Raw genomic sequence first — 18,090 nt, 5'->3', positions numbered from 1 at the left:
GGTCAGTTCCCGTACGCCTTGGCGGCGTCCGCCTCCAGCCGGGCCTGGACACCCGCCACGTCGGAGGGGTTGGCCAGGAAGTCCTGGAGCCCCTTCCACTCACCCGCGCCCGGGGTCCCGCCGAACGCCGCCGGAGCCTGGTCCGACATGTCGAAGCGGAAGCCGTCGCCCGCCGCGATCAGCGCCTTCGCGATGGAACGCTGGATCTCGTTCGGGTAGGCGGCCGGGTCGACCGCCTTGTTCGGGGAGACGAAACCGCCCTCGCGGGCCTGGATCCGCGCCGCGTCCGGCGAGGCCAGGAAGGTCAGCAGCGCCTGCGCGCCCGGCGAGGGCCGCAACGCGACGGCCACGTCACCGCCCGACACCACCGGGGCCTTCTCCCCGACCGCCGGGAACGGGAAGACCAGCGCGTCCGTGCCCACCTTCGCCTCGGTCTGCGCGATGTTCACCGCCACGAAGTCGCCCTCGAAGACCATCGCCGCCGCCGGCCGGTCGCCGCCCGTGAAGGTCTGCGTCACCGACTGGGGGAACTCGGTGTCCAGCGCCCCGCTCGCGCCGCCCGCCAGGAAGTCCTTGCGCCCGAACAACTGGCCCAGCGTGGTCAGCGCCCGGCCGACGCTCTCGTCCGTCCACTTGATCTGGTGCCGGGCCAGCTGGTCGTACTTCTCCGGGCCCGCCTGGGAGAGGTAGACGTTCTCGAACCAGTCGGTGAGGGTCCAGCCGTCCGCGCCCGCCACCGAGAACGGCGCGGTGCCGGAGGCGGACAGGGTGTCCGCCACCTCCAGCAACTCCTTCCACGTCTTCGGGGGGTGGACGCCCGCCGCCTCGAACGCCTTCGCGTTGTACCAGATCAGCGACTTGTTGGCGGCCTTGTAGTACACGCCGTACTGGGTGCCGTCGACCGCGCCCAGCGTCTTCCAGCCCGCCGAGTAGTTCTTGTCGAGCTGGGCCAGGGCCTGCGGCCCCACCGGCTGCACCCAGCCGCTGCGCACCGCCGCCACCAGCGCCCCGACCTGCGGCAGCAGCGCCACGTCCGGCGGCTGACCGCCCGCGATCTTCGTGCCGAGGAAGGTGACGATCGGGTCCTGCGCCGGGACGAAGGTGACGGTGGCGCCCGTCCGCCTCTCGAACTCCTTCAGCACCTTGGTGAAGTTCTCCTGCTCCGGCCCCGTCCACACGGCCGCGACCGACAGCGTCTCGCCGTCCAGCCGGGGCAGCGCCACCCCGGGCCCCGCGGAGGTCCCGTCACCGGCGGGCGGACCGCCCTCACCACCCCCGCCCCCGCACCCGGTCAGCGCGAGCGCGGCGCAGGCGGCGAGCGCCGTCCAGCCGCGTGCCGTACGGCTCGTTCCCTGCCTGCGCATGGCTCTGCCCCCGATGCCCGTGTGCCCGTGGTGTGTCCCGCACCACAGGTCTACGCCGAGCCGCGCACCCCCGCAATACCGCGTCGGGGTACGAGTCGGCGTGCGCGCCGGGGTGCGGGCGGACGGGCGGCCCCGGCCGTCACGGGGCCGGGGGGAAGAGCACGGGTATCGCCGAGACCAGGTGCGAGGCCCGGTCGAGGGCGCTGGCCAGCAGCGCGAGGTCGGTCGGCCCGTTGCCCAGCTCACGGACCGGCCGGCGGGCCGGAGGATCGCCCATCCGCTCCCACTCCACCGGGACCACGGTCGGCCGCGAGGTCGCGGTGCGCGGAATCCGCCCGGTCACCCGGCCGCCCTGGAACGGCACCGCCCGGCCGTCCGCGTACCGGAGCACCCCGCGCCCGGGGCCCGGCCGGTCGGCGGCGTCCAGCTCGACGCGGAGCGTGGCCAGCCGCGCCGGGGCGGTGTCGGCCGTCAGCTCCGGACGGGCACTGGTCACCACCAGGTGGACGCCGAGCCGCGCGCCCTCGCGGGCCACCGCCTCCAGCGCCCGGACCACCGAACCGGCGGCGGGCCGGCCCGTACTGCCCAGGGCCGGCGCGACCAGCGCGTCGAAATCGTCCACCAGGACCACCAGCCGGGGCAGCGGCGTGGGCCCGGCCGGATCGGTGCGCACGGCGGCGGCGCGCAGCCGGAGCGTGCCCGTGCGCTGCGGTTCGAGGTCACCGCGCAGCTCGCCGGGCGAGGGCCTGCGGGGCGCGACCATCCGGCCGGAGACCTCGCGGTGCGCGTGCCAGTCGGCGAAGGCCGGGCCCCCGTCGGCGTCGAGCAGTTCGGAGCGGCGCTTGAGCTCCGCGCCCAGCGCCTGCGCGAACTCCCGCATGCGCAGCGGGTCGGAGGCCACGAGATGGGCGGAGACGTGCGGCAGCTCGGTGCAGGGCAGCAGCCCGTCACCGCGCTCGCCGCCCGCCCCGTCCAGCAGGACCAGCCCGAGCCGGTCGGGCCGGGCGGCGGAGGAGAGGGAGGCGGCGACGGACCGCAGCAGCTCCGTACGCCCGCTCCCGGCGGGCCCCTCGATCAGCAGGTGCGGGCCGTCGTGGACCAGCTCCGCCCCGACGGCCCCGCCCCGCCCGCTCCCCAGCACGATCTCGGCCAGACCCCCGACGCCCTGCCCCTGGTCGGTCGCGGCGGCCCAGCGGGCCATCAGCGAGGCCGGGGTGGCGCGGGCCAGCCCCAGCTCGTCCAGGAGCCGGGCGGTGGCGGGCAGCGTGGCGGCGGCCGGGCGGTGCGGCTGCGCGGTGGCGTGGTCGGCGCGCAGCGGGGCCAGCGCGCGGGCGAACCGCTCGGCCCAGGCCACGGAGACACCGTCGGCGGTGGCGGTGGCCCCGGGCGTGACCGGTCTGCCGCCGCTGATGGCGAAGGACCGCACGGCCGTGGCCACGTCCCCGCTGAGCAGGGCGACCGCGCCGCAGTCCCGGAAGGCGGGGACGGCCGCGCACGCGGCCTCGTACGTCTCGGTGACCGGCGAGGCCGGTGTGGCGGAAGGGGCCTCGGCCAGGACCAGGACGTGGACACCGGCGGCCGGGCCGTGCGAGGCGAGCCGCCCGGTGACGTCCCGGAGCGTCCCGGAGCCGGGATCACCGTCGAGGACCAGCAGGGTGTACGGCCCCTCGTAGGCGTCCGCGACCTGCCGGACCCGCGCGGGAGAGGCGGCGGCCCAGTGGGGGCCGAGCGGGCTCTCGTCGAGGCGCCGGGTCAGCTCGGCCGTGCGGGCGGCGGCCTGGTCGCGGTCGTAGGCCAGGAGCAGCCGGCAGTCCTGGCCGTGCGCGGGCCGTACGTGGGGCAGCCAGCCCAGCCAGCCCCAGTCGCGGCGGCGGTCGGCGAGCCCCCGCGCCCGGTCGGCGCAGATCAGTACGGTCTCCAGCTGCCCCGGCGCGTGCAGCCCGGCGAGCTGGGCGACCACCGAGCGGGCGAGACCGGCCCGCCGGGCCCGGGGCCCGGCGATGCCGAGGGAACCGGCCGTACGCAACGGCACCCGGCTGCCCGCCCCCAGCCCCACCTCCAGCGCCCGGGGGTGCCCGGGGCCGCGGGACCACAGCCGCCCGGTGGGGCCCAGCGCGGCCAGCAGCAGGGCGGCGGGGTCGTCGGCGTCGGGCAGGGCCGGGGCCACGGCCCCGGGCTCCGGCGGGGCCTGCCACTCGTCCTCGCCGCGCACCCACTTGCGGGCCCAGGCGCCGAGCCCCTTGCGGCGGCCCGCGGCGGCGGCGTCGGATTCGGGTCCCGGCTCGGGCGCGGGCTCCGGCGGGGCGGCGTCCGCCGGGGCGGCGGGCACCGGGCGGTCGGCGGGCGCGGCGTACGGGAGGGCGAGGTGGCCCTCCTGGTCCGGGGTGAGCGGCAGCGGGGCCGTCCCCGTCACCGCCAGCCGGAGCGTCGACTCGCCGACCCGCAGCAGCGCGCCCGGCTCCAGCTCGACCGGCCGGGGTCCCACGGGGGCGCCGTCCAGCGTCGTGCCGTTGGTGGAGTCCAGGTCGGCGACGGCGACCCGGCCGTCGCGCAGCACCGTCACCGCGCAGTGCGTGCGGGAGACGTCGGGGTCGTCCAGCGGGACGTCCGCGTCGGCCGACCGGCCCACCCGGACCTGCCCGCCGTGCAGCAGGTGGACCCCGCCCGCGTCGGGTCCGGCCACCACGTGCAGCTGGACCGTGCCGGGGCCCTCCTCGGGCAGCACGCCCGGTCCCGGCACGTGCAGGGAGAGCACGGCGCCGTCCAGCAGCGGCGGCTCGCCGAGCACCCGCCGCTGGAGGTCGAGCCGCTCCGCCCCGGCGTACAGCACGACCGTGCCCCCGGTGTCGGGGCCGCCCACGGCCGCCGCGAGCCCGGAGGCGACCGCGGCCAGTGCCGTGCCGGCGGGAGCGGTGACGAGGACGTCACCGCTCGGGGGTGCGGTCGCGGTCTGGCCGCTGCGCGGCCCAAGGACGGTCAGCCGGATCTGCATCGCCGTCAGCGGTCCCTTCTGCGCGGTGCGCGGTGTGTGCGCCCGGCAGCGGAGTCCCAGGACATGCCCGCCCGGTAGGCCCCCGCCCGGCACGGACGCGTCGTCCGGTCAGGTCTGCCGGACGGCGGGCTCCCGTCCCGGCCGTTCCGTACGGGTGCATCCTCGCACCTGTCGCGCACAACACGCCCGGCTTCCGCCGATAAATGATCTTGATTGGTCATGGCTCCACCACCACCCCGTCCGGATTCGGACAGCGGGCCGGGGAAAAAGCGCCACCCGCGCACTCCGCAAACGTCACCCTCCGTACACATGTAGGGCAACCAACCTCCCGTGCCCCACGTCTTCCCGGGGGACACCCCCTAGAGTGGGCCGGAAAACCTCCCGGCGGCAGAGCGCGCCGGCCGGGGCGACGGCACGACGGAACAACGACGGACAAGACGACAGCAGGGAGCGCGAGACGTGCGGCCAGTCGGCAGCAAATACCTGCTCGAGGAGCCGCTCGGACGCGGCGCCACGGGCGTTGTCTGGCGTGCCCGCCAGAGAGAAGCGGCCGGAGCGGAGGCCGCCGTCGCGGGTCACCCCGGCGAGACCGTGGCCATCAAGGTCCTCAAGGAGGAGCTGGCCCACGACCCGGACATCGTCATGCGCTTCCTGCGCGAACGCTCGGTCCTGCTGCGCCTGACCCACCCCAACATCGTGCGCACCCGCGACCTCGTCGTGGAGGGCGACCTGCTCGCCCTGGTCATGGACCTCATCGACGGCCCCGACCTGCACCGGTACCTCCGGGAGAACGGCCCCTTCACCCCGGTCGCCGCGAGCCTGCTGACCGCCCAGATCGCGGACGCGCTCGCCGCCAGCCACGCCGACGGAGTCGTCCACCGCGACCTGAAGCCCGCCAACGTCCTGCTCGACGAGCGCGACGGCCAGATGCGGCCGATGCTCACCGACTTCGGCATCGCCCGCCTCGCCGACTCCCCGGGCCTGACCCGCACCCACGAGTTCGTCGGCACCCCCGCCTACGTCGCCCCCGAGTCCGCCGAGGGCCGCCCGCAGACCTCCGCCGTCGACATCTACGGCGCCGGAATCCTCCTCTACGAGCTGGTCACCGGCCGTCCGCCGTTCGCGGGCGGCACCGCGCTCGAAGTCCTCCACCGCCACCTCAGCGAGGACCCGCAGCGCCCCTCCGGCGTGCCCGAGCCGCTGTGGACCGTCATCGAGCGCTGCCTGAACAAGGAACCGGGCGAGCGGCCCAGCGCCGAGAGCCTGGCCCGCGGGCTGCGCGTGGTCGCCTCCGGCATCGGGGTCCACTCCTCGCCCGCCGAGGTGGAGGCCGCGCTCGGCGTCGCCGCGTTCCTCGCCCCCGACCCCTCGCCCGCACCGGTCCCCGTCGACCCGGGCGCCGCCGACCCGACCCAGGTCCTCTCCGCGGGCGCGGGCACCGGCGGAGCGCCGGGCGGCTACGACCCGAACGGCATGACCAGCGTCCTGCCGCCGATCGGCGGGGCCGACGCCACCTCGGTGCTCCCGAGCGCCGCCGCCGCCCCCGCCGCCGACCCGACCGCGGTCCTGCCCCCCGTGCAGCGCCCCGACCAGCCGCACCCGTGGCAGTCGCAGATGCAGGCCGCCCGCGACCGCAACGAGCAGACGCAGGTCCAGTACCTCGGCCCCGACGAGGACCCTTCCCCTAGCCCTCCGGGCTGGGGAGACCCCCTGCGCCGCCGTCCGCAGCGCCAGGCGCCCCCGCCTCCGCAGCAGCAGCCGCGCCGGCCCCAGCAGCCTCCCCAGCAGCAGCCCTACCGTCAGGGACCGCCGCCCCAGCCGTACCAGCAGCAGCCGCCGCACCAGCAGCCGCCGCACCCCCAGTACCAGCCGCCGCAGCCGCAGTACGCGCCCCCGCCGCCGCAGCACTACCAGCCGCCGCAGCACCACCCCCAGCCCTACCAGCAGCCGCCGCAGCCCCAGTACCGGCAGCCCCAGCCGCCCCCGCAGGCCCAGCAGCGGCCCCCGCAGGGTCCGCCGCCCCAGCAGCAGGCCCCCCGCGAGTCCCGCGAACCGCGCGAGCCGCGCCGCCGCAGCGCCAACCCGGTCCGCATCCCCGGCCTCGGCTGCCTCAAGGGCTGCGTGGTCATGATCCTGCTCTTCTTCGTGGCAGGCTGGCTCGTCTGGGAGCTGACCCCGCTCCAGGAGTGGGTCGGCACCGGCCAGGGCTGGTGGGACCAGCTGTGGTCCTGGGGCTCCGGCATCGCCGACTTCGTCGGCGGCATCGGCAACTCCACCGGTTCCACGGGCGGTACGGGCTCCACCACCCCCTGACGGTCCGCCACAATGTTCCCTTGGCGCCTGGTTCACGGACGTGCCGACCTCTGGGGGCGTGATGTCGCCCGCAGAAGGGAAGGCCGCCGGGGTCCGGGGCGTCCAACCCCCACCCGTCCGCGTAGCTTTGGTGCGTACGCCAGCCGCTGAGGGAGCAGTCGTGGCACGGAAGATCGGCAGCCGGTACACCGCGCACCAGATCCTGGGGCGCGGCAGCGCGGGCACGGTGTGGCTGGGCGAGGGGCCGGACGGCCCCGTCGCCGTCAAACTGCTGCGCGAGGACCTCGCCTCCGACCAGGAGCTGGTCGGACGGTTCGTCCAGGAGCGCAGCGCGCTGCTGGGCCTGGACCATCCGCACGTGGTCTGCGTCCGCGACCTCGTCGTCGACGGCAACGACCTCGCCCTGGTCATGGACCTCGTCCGGGGCACGGACCTGCGCACCCGCCTGGAACGCGAGCGCAGGCTCGCCCCCGAGGCGGCCGTCGCGATCGTCGCGGACGTCGCGGACGCGCTGGCGGCGGCCCACGCCGCCGGGGTCGTGCACCGGGACGTCAAGCCCGAGAACGTGCTGCTCGACATGGAGGGCCCGCTCGGGCCGGGCGGGTCGCACCCGGCGCTGCTGACCGACTTCGGCGTGGCCAAGCTGATCGACTCCCCGCGCCGCGCCTCCGGGGGCCGCACCACGGCCCCGACGACCCGGATCATCGGCACGCCGGACTACCTGGCGCCGGAGATCGTGGAGGGGCTCCCGCCGCGCGCCGCGGTGGACATGTACGCCCTGGCCACCGTCCTGTACGAGCTGCTGGCCGGTTTCACGCCCTTCGGCGGGGGCCACCCGGGCGCGGTCCTGCGCCGCCATGTGACGGAGTCGGTCGTCCCGCTGCCCGGCATCCCCGACGAGCTGTGGCAGCTGATGGTCCAGTGCCTGGCCAAGGCCCCGGCCTCGCGGCTGCGCGCGTCGGAGCTGTCGGCCCGGCTGCGGGACCTGCTGCCGCTGCTGGCCGGGCTGCCGCCGCTGGACGTGGACGAGCCGGACGACGCGCCGCCCGAGCCCGCCGCAGTGCCCGAGCCGGCGCCCGCCGCCCCGGGCCGCCGCCGGGGCGCGGTCCCGCTGGTGCCGGGCTCCGCGGCCGACTCCAACCGGGACACGCACACCTCGATGCGGGTGCCCGGCCCGGACGAGCTGGCGGGCGGCGCCCTGGGCACCGCCCGGGTGCCGCGCCCGGCGGGCGGCCACCGGCCCGGCTCCGCCCGCCACCGCGCCGAGGCCGCCCGCAAACGCCGGCTGGTGCTCTCCACGGCCGCCGCGGCGCTGGTGGCGGCGGTGGGCGTGGGCAGCTGGTTCGCCGTCTCCGGCGAGGAGGGGTCCGCCCGCCCGCCCCAGGACAGCAAGCGCTCCGGCCCGGTCGAACCGTAGGGCCCGGCGGTCACCCGTCCTCGCGGGCCGGCCGTCCGCGCTCACGCGGGGATCGGCCGGGGGCGCCGGCGCCGGGCCACGGCCGGGTGGGCCGCGTGCGGGACCGAGGGCGGATCGGGGCGGATCAGGCCCGGTGCGGGTCCGGCGGCAGAGCGTCCGTCGTCGTGACGCGCCCGGGGTCCACAGGGCGGGGGCCGACGAGGAGGACGGTCATGGCGCGAGCGTACGTCCGTGCGACTGTCCACCGGTACGGGTGATCCGGCCTGGCCGGACGGCGCCGTCCGGGGACCGGCTACGCTGGACCCGTGGCAGTCGTCGATGTTTCCGAAGAGCTGAAGTCCCTCTCCTCGACCATGGGGTCGATCGAGGCCGTCCTGGACCTCGACAAGCTGAGGGCAGATATCGCCGTACTTGAGGAGCAGGCCGCCGCGCCGTCCCTGTGGGACGACCCGGATGCCGCTCAGAAGATCACGAGCAAGCTTTCGCACCTCCAGGCCGAGGTCCGCAAGACCGAGCACCTGCGCGGTCGCATCGACGACCTCGCCGTGCTCTTCGAGCTCGCGCAGGAGATGGACGACGCGGACACCCTCGCGGAGGCGGAGACCGAGCTGGTCTCCGTCCGCAAGGCGCTGGACGAGATGGAGGTCCGGACCCTGCTCTCCGGCGAGTACGCCGAGCGCGAGGCCCTGGTCAACATCCGCGCCGAGGCCGGCGGCGTCGACGCCTCCGACTTCGCCGAGCGCCTCCAGCGCATGTACCTGCGCTGGGCCGAGCGCCACGGCTACGCCACCGAGGTCTACGAGACCTCGTACGCGGAAGAGGCCGGCATCAAGTCGACCACCTTCGTCGTCAAGGCCCCGTACGCGTACGGCACCCTCTCCGTCGAGCAGGGCACGCACCGCCTGGTGCGCATCTCGCCCTTCGACAACCAGGGCCGCCGCCAGACCTCCTTCGCGGGCGTCGAGGTGCTGCCGGTCGTCGAGTCCAGCGACCACGTCGAGATCGACGAGGGCGAGCTGCGCGTGGACGTCTACCGCGCCTCGGGCCCCGGCGGCCAGGGCGTCAACACGACCGACTCGGCCGTGCGCATCACGCACCTCCCGACCGGCATCGTCGTCTCCTGCCAGAACGAGCGCTCGCAGATCCAGAACAAGGCCAGCGCCATGAACGTCCTCCAGGCCAAGCTGCTGGAGCGGCGCCGCCAGGAGGAGAAGGACAAGATGGACGCCCTCAAGGACGGCGGAAGCTCCTGGGGCAACCAGATGCGGTCCTACGTCCTGCACCCGTACCAGATGGTCAAGGACCTGCGGACGGAGTTCGAGGTCGGCAACCCGCAGGCGGTGCTCGACGGCGAGATCGACGGCTTCCTGGAGGCGGGCATCCGCTGGCGCAAGCAGCAGGAGCAGACCGCGTAGTCCCCGTACGCGCAGTCCCACATATGTGTGAAGGGCCCGGACACCAGTGACTGGTGTCCGGGCCCTTCACGTTTCCGTTCTGCTCCGGGTGATCGGTACGCGGCGCGGGCCGCCTCGATCCGCCTCGATCCGTTCGGCACTCCTGAGGGCCTAGACCGTCTGCTGGGCCACCAGCGCCAGAGCCGCCACGAGGACCACCAGAAGCGCGACGAGCGCCACGGGGTTCAGGTTCAGGCCGGAGAAGCCCTCCTGCTGGAGGCGCTCCCGGTTCGCCCGGCACACCGGGCAGCGGCCCTGGCTGACGGGTGCGGCACAATTCGCGCACACGAGCCGGTCATATGTCATGCGCTCCTCCTTTCGTCCCCTCGGTACAACGGTGCGGGGAGCTGGACCGTTCCCCCTACCACTGTGCCAGCTTCGGCGACATTCGGCGCGGCCCCTCGGGGCAACGGTGACCGGGGCCCGACGGACCCGTGGAGATATCGGGCAACTCCTGATGCCGGGCCCCCGTCCCGCGCCCGTTCGCGTAGGGTCACGGACACCTACTCCCGGCGACCGTGGTGTGACCCGTGATCCGATTCGACAGTGTCTCCAAGTCCTACCCGAAGCAGAACCGTCCCGCACTCAGGGATGTCACGCTGGACATCGCCAAGGGCGAGTTCGTCTTCCTGGTCGGCTCCTCCGGCTCCGGCAAGTCCACCTTCCTGCGGCTCGTCCTGCGCGAGGAGCGGGCGAGCCACGGTCAGGTCCACGTCCTGGGCAAGGACCTCGCCCGGCTCTCCAACTGGAAGGTCCCGCAGATGCGGCGCCAGCTGGGGACCGTCTTCCAGGACTTCCGGCTGCTGCCCAACAAGACGGTGGCCGAGAACGTCGCCTTCGCGCAGGAGGTCATCGGCAAGCCGCGGGGCGAGATCCGCAAGGCCGTCCCGCAGGTCCTGGAGCTGGTGGGCCTGGGCGGCAAGGAGGGACGGATGCCCGGTGAGCTCTCCGGCGGCGAGCAGCAGCGCGTGGCCATCGCCCGTGCCTTCGTCAACCGCCCGGCCCTGCTGATCGCGGACGAGCCCACCGGCAACCTCGACCCGCACACCTCCGTCGGGATCATGAAACTGCTGGACCGGATCAACCGGACCGGCACCACCGTGATCATGGCGACGCACGACCAGCAGATCGTGGACCAGATGCGCAAGCGCGTCATCGAACTCGAACAGGGCCGGCTCGTCCGCGACCAGTCGCGCGGCGTCTACGGCTACCAGCACTGAAAGGCCCTGAGACGTCATGCGCGCCCAGTTCGTCATGTCGGAGATCGGCGTCGGCCTCCGTCGCAATCTCACCATGACCTTCGCGGTCATCATCTCCGTGGCCCTCTCGCTGGCCCTGTTCGGCGGCTCCCTGCTCATGCGCGACCAGGTGAGCAACATGAAGGGCTACTGGTACGACAAGGTCAACGTCTCGATCTACCTCTGCAACAAGAGCGACGCCGAGGCGACCAGCGGCGGCGCCTGCTCCAAGGGGGCGGTGACCCCGGAGCAGAAACAGGCCCTCCAGGCCGAGCTCAAGGGTATGGACCTCGTGCAGAGCGTCCGCTACGAGTCGGCCGACGAGGCGTTCAAGCACTACCAGGAGCAGTACGGCCACACCGCGCTGGCCGCCTCGATCACCCCGGACCAGATGCAGGAGTCGCTGCGGGTCAAGCTCGACAGACCGGAGAAGTACAAGGTCATCACGACCTCCTTCACCGGCCGGGACGGGGTGCAGTCCGTCAGCGACCAGAACACCGAGATGGACAACCTCTTCCGGTACCTCGGCTACCTCAACTGGGCCGCCCTCGGCATCATGCTGATCATGCTGATCGTGGCCCTGCTGCTGATCGTCAACACGGTGCGCGTCTCGGCGTTCAGCCGTCGGCGGGAGACCGGGATCATGCGGCTGGTCGGGGCCTCCGGCTTCTACATCCAGGTGCCGTTCATCATGGAGGCGGCCGTCGCCGGCCTGATCGGCGCGGTCTTCGCCTGCGCCATGCTCGCCTCCGGCCAGTACTTCGTGATCGACCACGGCCTGGGGCTGCGGGAGAAGATGGAGCTGATCAAGTTCGTCGGCTGGGACGCGGTCCTCACCAAGCTGCCGCTGGTCCTCGTCATCGGCGTCCTGATGCCCTCCATGGCCGCCTTCATCGCCTTGCGCAAGTACCTGAAGGTGTGACGAGCACCCCGCGAACGGTCCACTCAACCGTCCGTACGGGGGGCGGGGGCGGGCCTAGACTCGGCGCCATGCCGGGTCCACCCGTCTTCCGCGTCCGGCCCCGTGACCTGCGTCGGGGGGCCGTGCTGACGCTGGCCTTCCTCGTGGCCGTCGCCACCGCCGCGGCCACCGGCCACCAGGTCCCCGAGGAGCCCCCGGCCGCCTCGGCCGCCCGTACCGGGGGGTCCGCGTCCGGGGGGCCGCACGTGACGGGCACCGCCGACCGGGAGGCCGTCGCCCGCGCCGCCGCCGAGGCCGTCGCCGAGGGGAAGTCCGGCAAGAAGGCCGCCCAGGAGGTGGTCAGCCGCAGCGGCGACCGCTGGGGCACCGTCTACGACCGGGGCGAGTACGCCGCCTTCTCCGACGACCTCGACGGCCGCTGGACCGGCGTGGGCCTCTGGGCCCGGCGCGGCCCGGAGGGCCGGGTCGAGATCGACCGGGTCCAGCCCGGCGGCCCCGCCGACCGCCGCGGGCTGCGCCCCGGGGACCGGCTGCTGAGCGTCGACGGGCAGGCCGTCACGGGCCTGGGCGTCGGCGATGTGGTCGCCCTGCTGCGCGGCGAGGCCGGGACCCCGGTCGTGCTGAACCTGAGCCGGGGCGGCGCCGACCTCACCGAGACCGTCCGCCGCGAGCGGCTGCGCGCCGAGCCCGTGACCGTACGGCGGCTGCCGGGCGGGATCACCGTCATCAAGGTCGCCTCCTTCACGCGCGGCTCCGGCGAGCTGGTCCGGGCCGCCGTCCGCGCGGCCCCGTACGGCGCCGGGTTCCTGCTCGACCTGCGCGGCAACCCCGGCGGCCTGGTCACCGAGGCGGTCACGGCCGCCTCCGCCTTCCTGGACGGCGGCCTGGTGGCGACGTACGACGTACGGGGGGCCCAGCGCGCCCTGTACGCGGAACCGGGCGGGGACACCGCCGGGCCGCTGGTGGCCCTGGTCGACGGCGGCACGATGAGCGCGGCCGAGCTGCTGACGGGCGCCCTCCAGGACCGGGGCCGCGCGGTGACGGTGGGCAGCCGCACCTTCGGCAAGGGCTCGGTGCAGATGCCGACCGAGCTCCCGGACGGGTCGGTGGCCGAGCTGACGGTGGGCACGTACCGCACGCCGGCGGGCCGCAGCCTGGACGGTAGCGGCATCACTCCGGACCTGGCGGCGGGCGAGGGCGCCGAGGAGCGGGCCGCGACAGTATTGAGTGGCCTCGGGGTGGGTCCGTAGTGCGAAAATGACCGCACTATGGCTAAGGAAACAGGGCGCAAGCTGATCGCCCAGAACAAGAAGGCGCGGCACGACTACACGATCATCGACACCTACGAGTGCGGTCTCGTGCTCACCGGCACCGAGGTCAAGTCCCTGCGCCAGGGCCGGGCCTCGCTGGTGGACGGTTTCGTGTCGGTGGAGGGCCGCGAGGCGTGGCTGTACAACGTGCACGTGCCGGAGTACACCCAGGGCACCTGGACCAACCACAGCGCGCGGCGCAAGCGCAAGCTCCTCATGCACCGGGAGGAGATCGACAAGCTGGAGCGCAAGGCGGACGAGTCGGGTCACACGATCGTGCCCCTCGCCCTGTACTTCAAGGACGGCCGGGCGAAGATCGAGATCGCGCTGGCCAAGGGCAAGAAGGAGTACGACAAGCGGCAGACGCTGCGTGAGAAGCAGGACACCCGCGAGACGAACCGCGCGATCTCGGCGGTGCGCAGGCGCCAGCGGGGCACGGTGTAATCTCCTGGCACGCGGTGGTCCACTTCGCGTACCATGGCGTCAGCACCACCCGCTCGATCTGCTTCGACCCGTTCGCGGGCGTGGCGGCCCGCGCGGTGCACAATTCAATAGCGGTACACATGGGGATGATCGGTTTCGACAGCGGATGTCGATGCAGGGGAAGCGAGCCGAGGAAGCGGCAATGATCTCGCTAACCATATGTCGCAAACAATAATCGCCAACACCAAGAGCGATAACTCCCGCTTCACCCTCGCTGCCTAATAACAGTGAGCTGAAGCCTCTGTGAGGAGCGTCAGCCCGGAAGTGGTCCCGGTCCGGTTCCTGGCGTCAACTAGGGATCTAAACCTCTAGCCCCGGTCACGGGGGCTTGAGGGAAATCAAACAGTGACTGAGCCCGTCGGAGACTTGTCCGTGTGATCTCCGGGGCCGAGAAAATCGCAGCGGAATGCGCTCGGAGAAGCCCTGCTTCTGCACCGTTGGACGCGGGTTCGATTCCCGCCATCTCCACCACCCCATGTGGGCAAAACCCCCCGACCAGCGAGAATCTCGCCGGTCGGGGGGTTTTCTCGTGCCGGGCGCAGGTGGGGGAGCGGAGCGGGCGGGCGGGGCGGGCCCATGCGGGGCCGAGACTCACCGGTCGAGCAGGGGCTTCACCGAAGACGGCGGGCGGCAGCAGGTCCCCGACGGCCCGGACCAGCAGAGGCTTGTACGCATGGACGGCCGGGCGGTGCTCCAGCGGGTTGGTGAGCACCGCGTCCACGACGGCCGGGTCCAGGAACGGGTTGTGGAGGTCGATGCCGCAGCTCGCGGCGAGTTCGGTATCGGCCACCGCCGTACGGGCCACCTCCCGGATCTCGTCCATGAGTGTCCGTACGGACGCGTCCAGCCCGGACAACGGATCGGGGCGCTCGGCTGCCTGCCGGGCAGCCTCCGCGACGTGACCGACTGCGGCAGGTTCCGCCCAGTCGGGCAGCGGCAGGAGCGGGAACCAGCGCACGTTGCCCCGGTTGCCGACGTCCTGCCCGACCAGATGCCCGGCGAGGCCGACGAGCGCTTCGCTGCGGGTCGTGCGCGCCATGGTGGCGGCGTCCCGCAGGAGTGGCATCACGGGGGTGTGGCGCAGACGTGCCCAGCCGAGGGCTTCGCTCGCGGCCCGTCCGAGGTGTCGGCTGCGCATGAGGTCGGCGAGGTGTGCCGGGGGCTGGAAGAAGATGCTGTCCCCACCGTCACCGGTCAAGTGGGTCCGGGTGCCGAGGCGGTCGCGCATCCACCGGAACTGTCCGCGCAGCCTGGCCTGTGTCAGGGTCGAGGGGGCGGGCTCGTCAGTGGGCGGCACGGTGGTGATGAGCGTGTAAGGCAGGTGGCGGGCATCCATGGGGAGCAGGTGGTGGACGATCCGGCCGTCGGATGCGGCGGCTGTCAGCCTGGCGTAGTGGAGATCGGCTCCGTCGTGGTTGCCCTCGGGGCGGATGGTGACGGCTTTCAGCCGGTTCGGGGCGGGCAGTGCGCGGGCGGCGAGGACGGCGACGGTGGTGGAGTCCAGGCCCCCGGAAAGGTCGCTGGAGAGTGCAGGGTCCCCCTCGGCCCGCAGGGTGACGGCTTCCGTCAGGGTGTGCCGCAGGCGTTGGTGGGCGAGCCGCGACGTTTCGGGTCCGGGCTGCCACCGGCTGATGTGGCGGGGTGAGGTACCCCGGCGCGGCAGTTCCGTGCGGCAGCCGGGCGCCACCTGTTCCACGTTCGTGAAGAAACTGCGTCCGACGGTCAGCGCCGGGACCGACGGAGTCACGACCGCGCAGGCCAGCCGCTGCACGTCCAGACCGGAACCGGCAAGGGAGGCGAGCAGCCGGGCGGAGGTGGACCATGCCCAGCCCGACCGCCAGGGCGTGAAGTACAGCGGGAAGGCCGAGGCCGGGTCGGTGTGCAGGATCACCTGGTCGGCGGTCTCCTCGATGACCGCGTAGCGGCCCGGCCAGCGCCACGCGGCGTCGGGGGGAACCGGACGGTGGGCCAGGGCGGAGAGCTGCACGTCGGTGACGCCGCACCAGCCGAGGACCCGTACCCGCCGGGTGCCGCCGCCGGTGGTCGTCGTGCGGACGGGGGTGACGCCGAGGCGCCACATGGATGATGCCGGGTCGATCAGTTCGGCGCCGAGGGGCCGGGGGCACATGCTCCCCGTCGTACTGAAGCCGCCGAGGGGCATGGGTCTCCTCCAGAGAGACGGGCGGGAAGGGGCGGTGCGGCCCCCGGACGTGCCAGGGGCCCACACCGCCCTGTGCGCGGGGCCGGTCAGCTGTTGTAGGCGCGGCGCTTGTCCTCGCTGTTGCCGCCACCCTGGCCCTCGGTCAGTGCGGCGGCGTCACCGATCTCGACCAGGGCGGCCGTGTCCTCGTCGCTTTCGGTGGACCTGCTGCGGGTGTTCTCGGTGGTGGTCAGGTCGAGCATCGTCTTTCCTTTCCTTCGGAGGGACGGTCGGGCGGGTTCCGCTCGGCGCGCTTGCCGGGCGACGCAGACCAGTCAACGACGGCGGACGGCCCGGGGGAGACACCGAGGGGTGACTCCAAGTCGGAGTCGGCGAAGGGTGGTTGGCCGTACGCTCGGGCCAGCTGCGAAGGAGCCGACGATGAGACGCGAGCCGGAGGACGTACGCGAGGTGGTCGCCGGGCTTCTCGGTGACGAGCGTCTGCTGACGGCGTGCGCGCAGCGCGACATGGGCGCGGTGTTCACGTTGCTGAACCATCGAGGGGTCAGTACGCGGCGCATCGCCTCGGCCGTGGGCGTCACCCAGGGACGGCTCTACGACTACATGAACGGCACCAGCCGCGTGGAGAAGCTGACGATCTTCGAGCAGATCGCCGATGCCTTCCACATCCCCGGGCATCTCCTCGGCCTCGCGCACCGCCCCTGGCAACCCGCAGTCCGGGCGGCGGCTGTCCTTCCCCCGGTCGCCGTACCCCAGGATGACGACGACCTCGCCGCCATGGGCGCCTTCCGTGACGCAGACCGCCAGACCGGAGGCGGGCGGTTGTACGGAGCCGTCCTGCAGCACTTGTCCGGGCGCCTCGGACCGCGCCTCGTGGACGCGCACACCGGACCGCACATCTTCGCCGCAGCCGCCGCCATGACCGAGATGGCGGGCTGGATGGCCCATGACTCAGGCCGTGACGACCTTGCCGCCCGCCACTTCGCCCGCGCCTTGCCGCTGGCCCGGACAGCTGGTGACAGCGCCCTCACCGCGAACATCGCGGCCAGCAGCAGCCACCTCGCCCTCCAGGCCGGTGACCTGGCCGCCGCCGTGCACTGGGCACGGACCGGACTCGAAGCAGCGGCGACAGGAGCGGACATCGCGTCCCTCACCGCCCGTCTGCACGCCATGCAGGCACGGGCTCTCGCCGCCGCCGGACAGGACATGGCCGCCGCCCGCGCCCTCGACCACTCCACCCTCGGCGGCCGACCCGGACCGTCCCACCCGTGGGTCAGCCCGTTCGATGCCGCCGCCCTTGCCAGCGAATCCGTGCTCGTGCTGCGTGATCTCGGACGCTACGAACGGGCGCTGGAGTGCGCCGAACGCTCCGTCTCCCTACGGGAAGCGGGCCGCGCCCGGTCCATCGCGCTCGCCCGGATCGCGCTCGCCGGGCTCCACGCCACCCGCAGGGAGTTCGACGCGGCAGTGTCCACCGGCAACGAACTGCTGGACGCACTCACCCCGGCGCTCGGTTCGGTCCGGGTCGTTCGCCAACTGGACGGACTCACCAGGGCTCTGGACCCACATCGTGGATACCGTCCGGTGTCGGAGTTCCTGGTCCGCCTCGGTCACACGAGGCGGACCAGGACGCTGTTGCTCGCCGACATCCTCTCGCCCGCCGGAGGCGGGCGATGAAGCCCCCCACACCGACCGACCCCGCGGACTGGAACGCGTACCTCGCCGAGGGGAACGCCCGTCAGGCCCGTAAGCGTGTTGCGGCGGACGTGCTGATCCGCGACAGTGCCGGACGCTTCCTGCTGGTCGAACCCACGTACAAGCCGGGGTGGGACCTTCCTGGTGGGATGGCGGAGGCGAACGAAGCACCGCACGATGCGGCACGGCGGGAGTTGCACGAAGAACTGGGGCTGGAAGTGGAGTTGGGTGCTCTGCTCGTCGTGGACTGGGTCCCGTCCCACGGGCCGTGGGACGACCAGCTCTCGTTCATCTTCGACGGCGGCACACTGGACGAGCAGACGGTCGCGATGCTGCGCCCACGCGACGACGAACTGGCCGAGGTCATGTTCGTACCGGCGGAGAAGGCAGCCCGACTGCTCCGGGAACGGCTGTCCCGGAGGTTCGACGCCGCGGTCTCCCAGCTCGGTACCGGATACCCGGCCTACCTGAGCGACGGCCGTCCCGGCCGCACGAGGTGATTCAGAACGGCCGGTCGGTGGCCTTGCTCCCTCTCACCCACCGCAGGCGGGTCAGGGTGCGGCGGAGGAGGGGGGGCCGGGGGCGGCGGGGGTGGGTGTGGGGGGTGGGGAAGGTCAGGACGAGGGTGGTGCCGGTGACCGTCATGAGGGGGGTGGTGGGCATGGGGAGAGCTTCGGGGGCGGGGCGGGGGCGGGTCCAACACCTGTTGCGCGCGGATTCACCGCTTTCCGTTGTTAACCT

14 protein-coding genes, 1 other RNA gene and 1 pseudogene are annotated in these 18,090 nt (G+C 73.4%); 10 read left to right on the top strand and 6 right to left on the bottom strand.

Going from position 1 to position 18,090, the window contains the following annotated elements; translation table 11 throughout:
• Window positions 1-2 precede the first annotated feature (2 nt).
• A complete protein-coding gene (locus ACIA5F_RS05875) occupies window positions 3-1,364 on the bottom strand; it encodes an ABC transporter substrate-binding protein (protein ID WP_399349517.1) in 1,362 nt (453 codons plus the stop codon).
• Between the two features lie 139 nt (window positions 1,365-1,503).
• Window positions 1,504-4,356 (bottom strand): FHA domain-containing protein, encoded by a 2,853-nt coding sequence (locus ACIA5F_RS05870; protein ID WP_399349515.1) that lies wholly within the window; start codon window positions 4,354-4,356, stop codon window positions 1,504-1,506.
• A gap of 459 nt (window positions 4,357-4,815) precedes the next feature.
• Between ACIA5F_RS05870 and ACIA5F_RS05865 the strand changes: the two genes are divergently transcribed.
• The 3 genes from ACIA5F_RS05865 (at window position 4,816) to prfB (ending at window position 9,501) form a co-directional block, all read left to right on the top strand.
• Window positions 4,816-6,669 carry a serine/threonine-protein kinase gene (locus tag ACIA5F_RS05865; protein WP_399349513.1) on the top strand — a complete coding sequence of 618 codons (1,854 nt, stop codon included), beginning with the start codon at window positions 4,816-4,818 and terminating at the stop codon, window positions 6,667-6,669.
• Between the two features lie 160 nt (window positions 6,670-6,829).
• The gene (locus ACIA5F_RS05860; RefSeq protein WP_399349510.1) at window positions 6,830-8,086 is read left to right on the top strand and encodes a serine/threonine-protein kinase; all 1,257 of its coding nucleotides are present in this window, start codon (window positions 6,830-6,832) and stop codon (window positions 8,084-8,086) included.
• 305 nt (window positions 8,087-8,391) lie between these two features.
• Entirely contained in the window at window positions 8,392-9,501 is a 1,110-nt protein-coding gene (gene prfB, locus ACIA5F_RS05855) for a peptide chain release factor 2 (protein WP_399349508.1), read from the top strand.
• Between the two features lie 150 nt (window positions 9,502-9,651).
• Here the strand turns inward: prfB and ACIA5F_RS05850 are convergent, their stop codons facing one another.
• Window positions 9,652-9,846 (bottom strand): hypothetical protein, encoded by a 195-nt coding sequence (locus tag ACIA5F_RS05850; protein WP_399349506.1) that lies wholly within the window; start codon window positions 9,844-9,846, stop codon window positions 9,652-9,654.
• Window positions 9,847-10,070: 224 nt separating this feature from the next.
• Between ACIA5F_RS05850 and ftsE the strand changes: the two genes are divergently transcribed.
• The 5 genes from ftsE to ssrA all read left to right on the top strand — a co-directional run bounded on the left by ftsE (window position 10,071) and on the right by ssrA (window position 13,964).
• Window positions 10,071-10,760, top strand: a complete 690-nt coding sequence (ftsE, locus tag ACIA5F_RS05845; protein ID WP_399349505.1) for a cell division ATP-binding protein FtsE — start codon at window positions 10,071-10,073, stop codon at window positions 10,758-10,760.
• 16 nt (window positions 10,761-10,776) lie between these two features.
• The gene (gene ftsX, locus ACIA5F_RS05840) at window positions 10,777-11,700 is read left to right on the top strand and encodes a permease-like cell division protein FtsX (RefSeq protein WP_399349503.1); all 924 of its coding nucleotides are present in this window, start codon (window positions 10,777-10,779) and stop codon (window positions 11,698-11,700) included.
• 68 nt (window positions 11,701-11,768) lie between these two features.
• Complete coding sequence (locus ACIA5F_RS05835) at window positions 11,769-12,950, top strand: S41 family peptidase (RefSeq protein WP_399349501.1); 1,182 nt, start codon at window positions 11,769-11,771, stop codon at window positions 12,948-12,950.
• An 18-nt stretch (window positions 12,951-12,968) separates the two neighbouring features.
• Window positions 12,969-13,454 carry an SsrA-binding protein SmpB gene (gene smpB / locus ACIA5F_RS05830; protein ID WP_399349499.1) on the top strand — a complete coding sequence of 162 codons (486 nt, stop codon included), beginning with the start codon at window positions 12,969-12,971 and terminating at the stop codon, window positions 13,452-13,454.
• A gap of 121 nt (window positions 13,455-13,575) precedes the next feature.
• Window positions 13,576-13,964, top strand: a transfer-messenger RNA (tmRNA) gene (gene ssrA, locus ACIA5F_RS05825).
• Between the two features lie 205 nt (window positions 13,965-14,169).
• Here the strand turns inward: ssrA and ACIA5F_RS05820 are convergent.
• Both ACIA5F_RS05820 and ACIA5F_RS05815 read right to left on the bottom strand, forming a co-directional pair.
• Window positions 14,170-15,621, bottom strand: a pseudogene (locus ACIA5F_RS05820) (albusnodin/ikarugamycin family macrolactam cyclase); the annotation flags it as partial.
• A 119-nt stretch (window positions 15,622-15,740) separates the two neighbouring features.
• Window positions 15,741-15,896 carry an albusnodin family lasso peptide gene (locus ACIA5F_RS05815; protein ID WP_399349497.1) on the bottom strand — a complete coding sequence of 52 codons (156 nt, stop codon included), beginning with the start codon at window positions 15,894-15,896 and terminating at the stop codon, window positions 15,741-15,743.
• A gap of 178 nt (window positions 15,897-16,074) precedes the next feature.
• Here ACIA5F_RS05815 and ACIA5F_RS05810 point away from each other — a divergent pair, with 178 nt between their 5' ends.
• Both ACIA5F_RS05810 and ACIA5F_RS05805 read left to right on the top strand, forming a co-directional pair.
• Window positions 16,075-17,331, top strand: a complete 1,257-nt coding sequence (locus tag ACIA5F_RS05810) for a helix-turn-helix transcriptional regulator (protein WP_399349495.1) — start codon at window positions 16,075-16,077, stop codon at window positions 17,329-17,331.
• Window positions 17,328-17,849: an NUDIX domain-containing protein gene (locus ACIA5F_RS05805; protein ID WP_399349493.1), complete on the top strand. Its 522-nt coding sequence runs from the start codon at window positions 17,328-17,330 to the stop codon at window positions 17,847-17,849. Before ACIA5F_RS05810 ends, ACIA5F_RS05805 begins: the two co-directional genes overlap by 4 nt.
• A gap of 1 nt (window position 17,850) precedes the next feature.
• Here ACIA5F_RS05805 and ACIA5F_RS05800 read toward each other — a convergent pair whose 3' ends face one another.
• The gene (locus ACIA5F_RS05800; RefSeq protein WP_399349491.1) at window positions 17,851-18,012 is read right to left on the bottom strand and encodes a hypothetical protein; all 162 of its coding nucleotides are present in this window, start codon (window positions 18,010-18,012) and stop codon (window positions 17,851-17,853) included.
• Between the last annotated feature and the right edge of the window lie 78 nt (window positions 18,013-18,090).

Origin of the sequence: Streptomyces sp. NPDC051567 (assembly GCF_044454165.1) — a bacterium.
In the GTDB taxonomy this organism is placed as follows: domain Bacteria; phylum Actinomycetota; class Actinomycetes; order Streptomycetales; family Streptomycetaceae; genus Streptomyces.
This window is presented reverse-complemented; position numbering and strand designations above follow the sequence as displayed.

Bases quoted from the DNA above. Each gene is read 5' to 3' on its own strand.
- ACIA5F_RS05875 (WP_399349517.1), bottom strand. From the start codon at position 1,364: ATGCGCAGGCAGGGAACGAGCCGTACGGCACGCGGCTGGACGGCGCTC.
- ACIA5F_RS05870 (WP_399349515.1), bottom strand. From the start codon at position 4,356: ATGCAGATCCGGCTGACCGTCCTTGGGCCGCGCAGCGGCCAGACCGCG.
- ACIA5F_RS05850 (WP_399349506.1), bottom strand. From the start codon at position 9,846: ATGACATATGACCGGCTCGTGTGCGCGAATTGTGCCGCACCCGTCAGC.
- ftsX (WP_399349503.1), top strand. From the start codon at position 10,777: ATGCGCGCCCAGTTCGTCATGTCGGAGATCGGCGTCGGCCTCCGTCGC.
- ACIA5F_RS05835 (WP_399349501.1), top strand. From the start codon at position 11,769: ATGCCGGGTCCACCCGTCTTCCGCGTCCGGCCCCGTGACCTGCGTCGG.
- smpB (WP_399349499.1), top strand. From the start codon at position 12,969: ATGGCTAAGGAAACAGGGCGCAAGCTGATCGCCCAGAACAAGAAGGCG.
- ACIA5F_RS05815 (WP_399349497.1), bottom strand. From the start codon at position 15,896: ATGCTCGACCTGACCACCACCGAGAACACCCGCAGCAGGTCCACCGAA.
- ACIA5F_RS05810 (WP_399349495.1), top strand. From the start codon at position 16,075: ATGAGACGCGAGCCGGAGGACGTACGCGAGGTGGTCGCCGGGCTTCTC.
- ACIA5F_RS05805 (WP_399349493.1), top strand. From the start codon at position 17,328: ATGAAGCCCCCCACACCGACCGACCCCGCGGACTGGAACGCGTACCTC.
- ACIA5F_RS05800 (WP_399349491.1), bottom strand. From the start codon at position 18,012: ATGCCCACCACCCCCCTCATGACGGTCACCGGCACCACCCTCGTCCTG.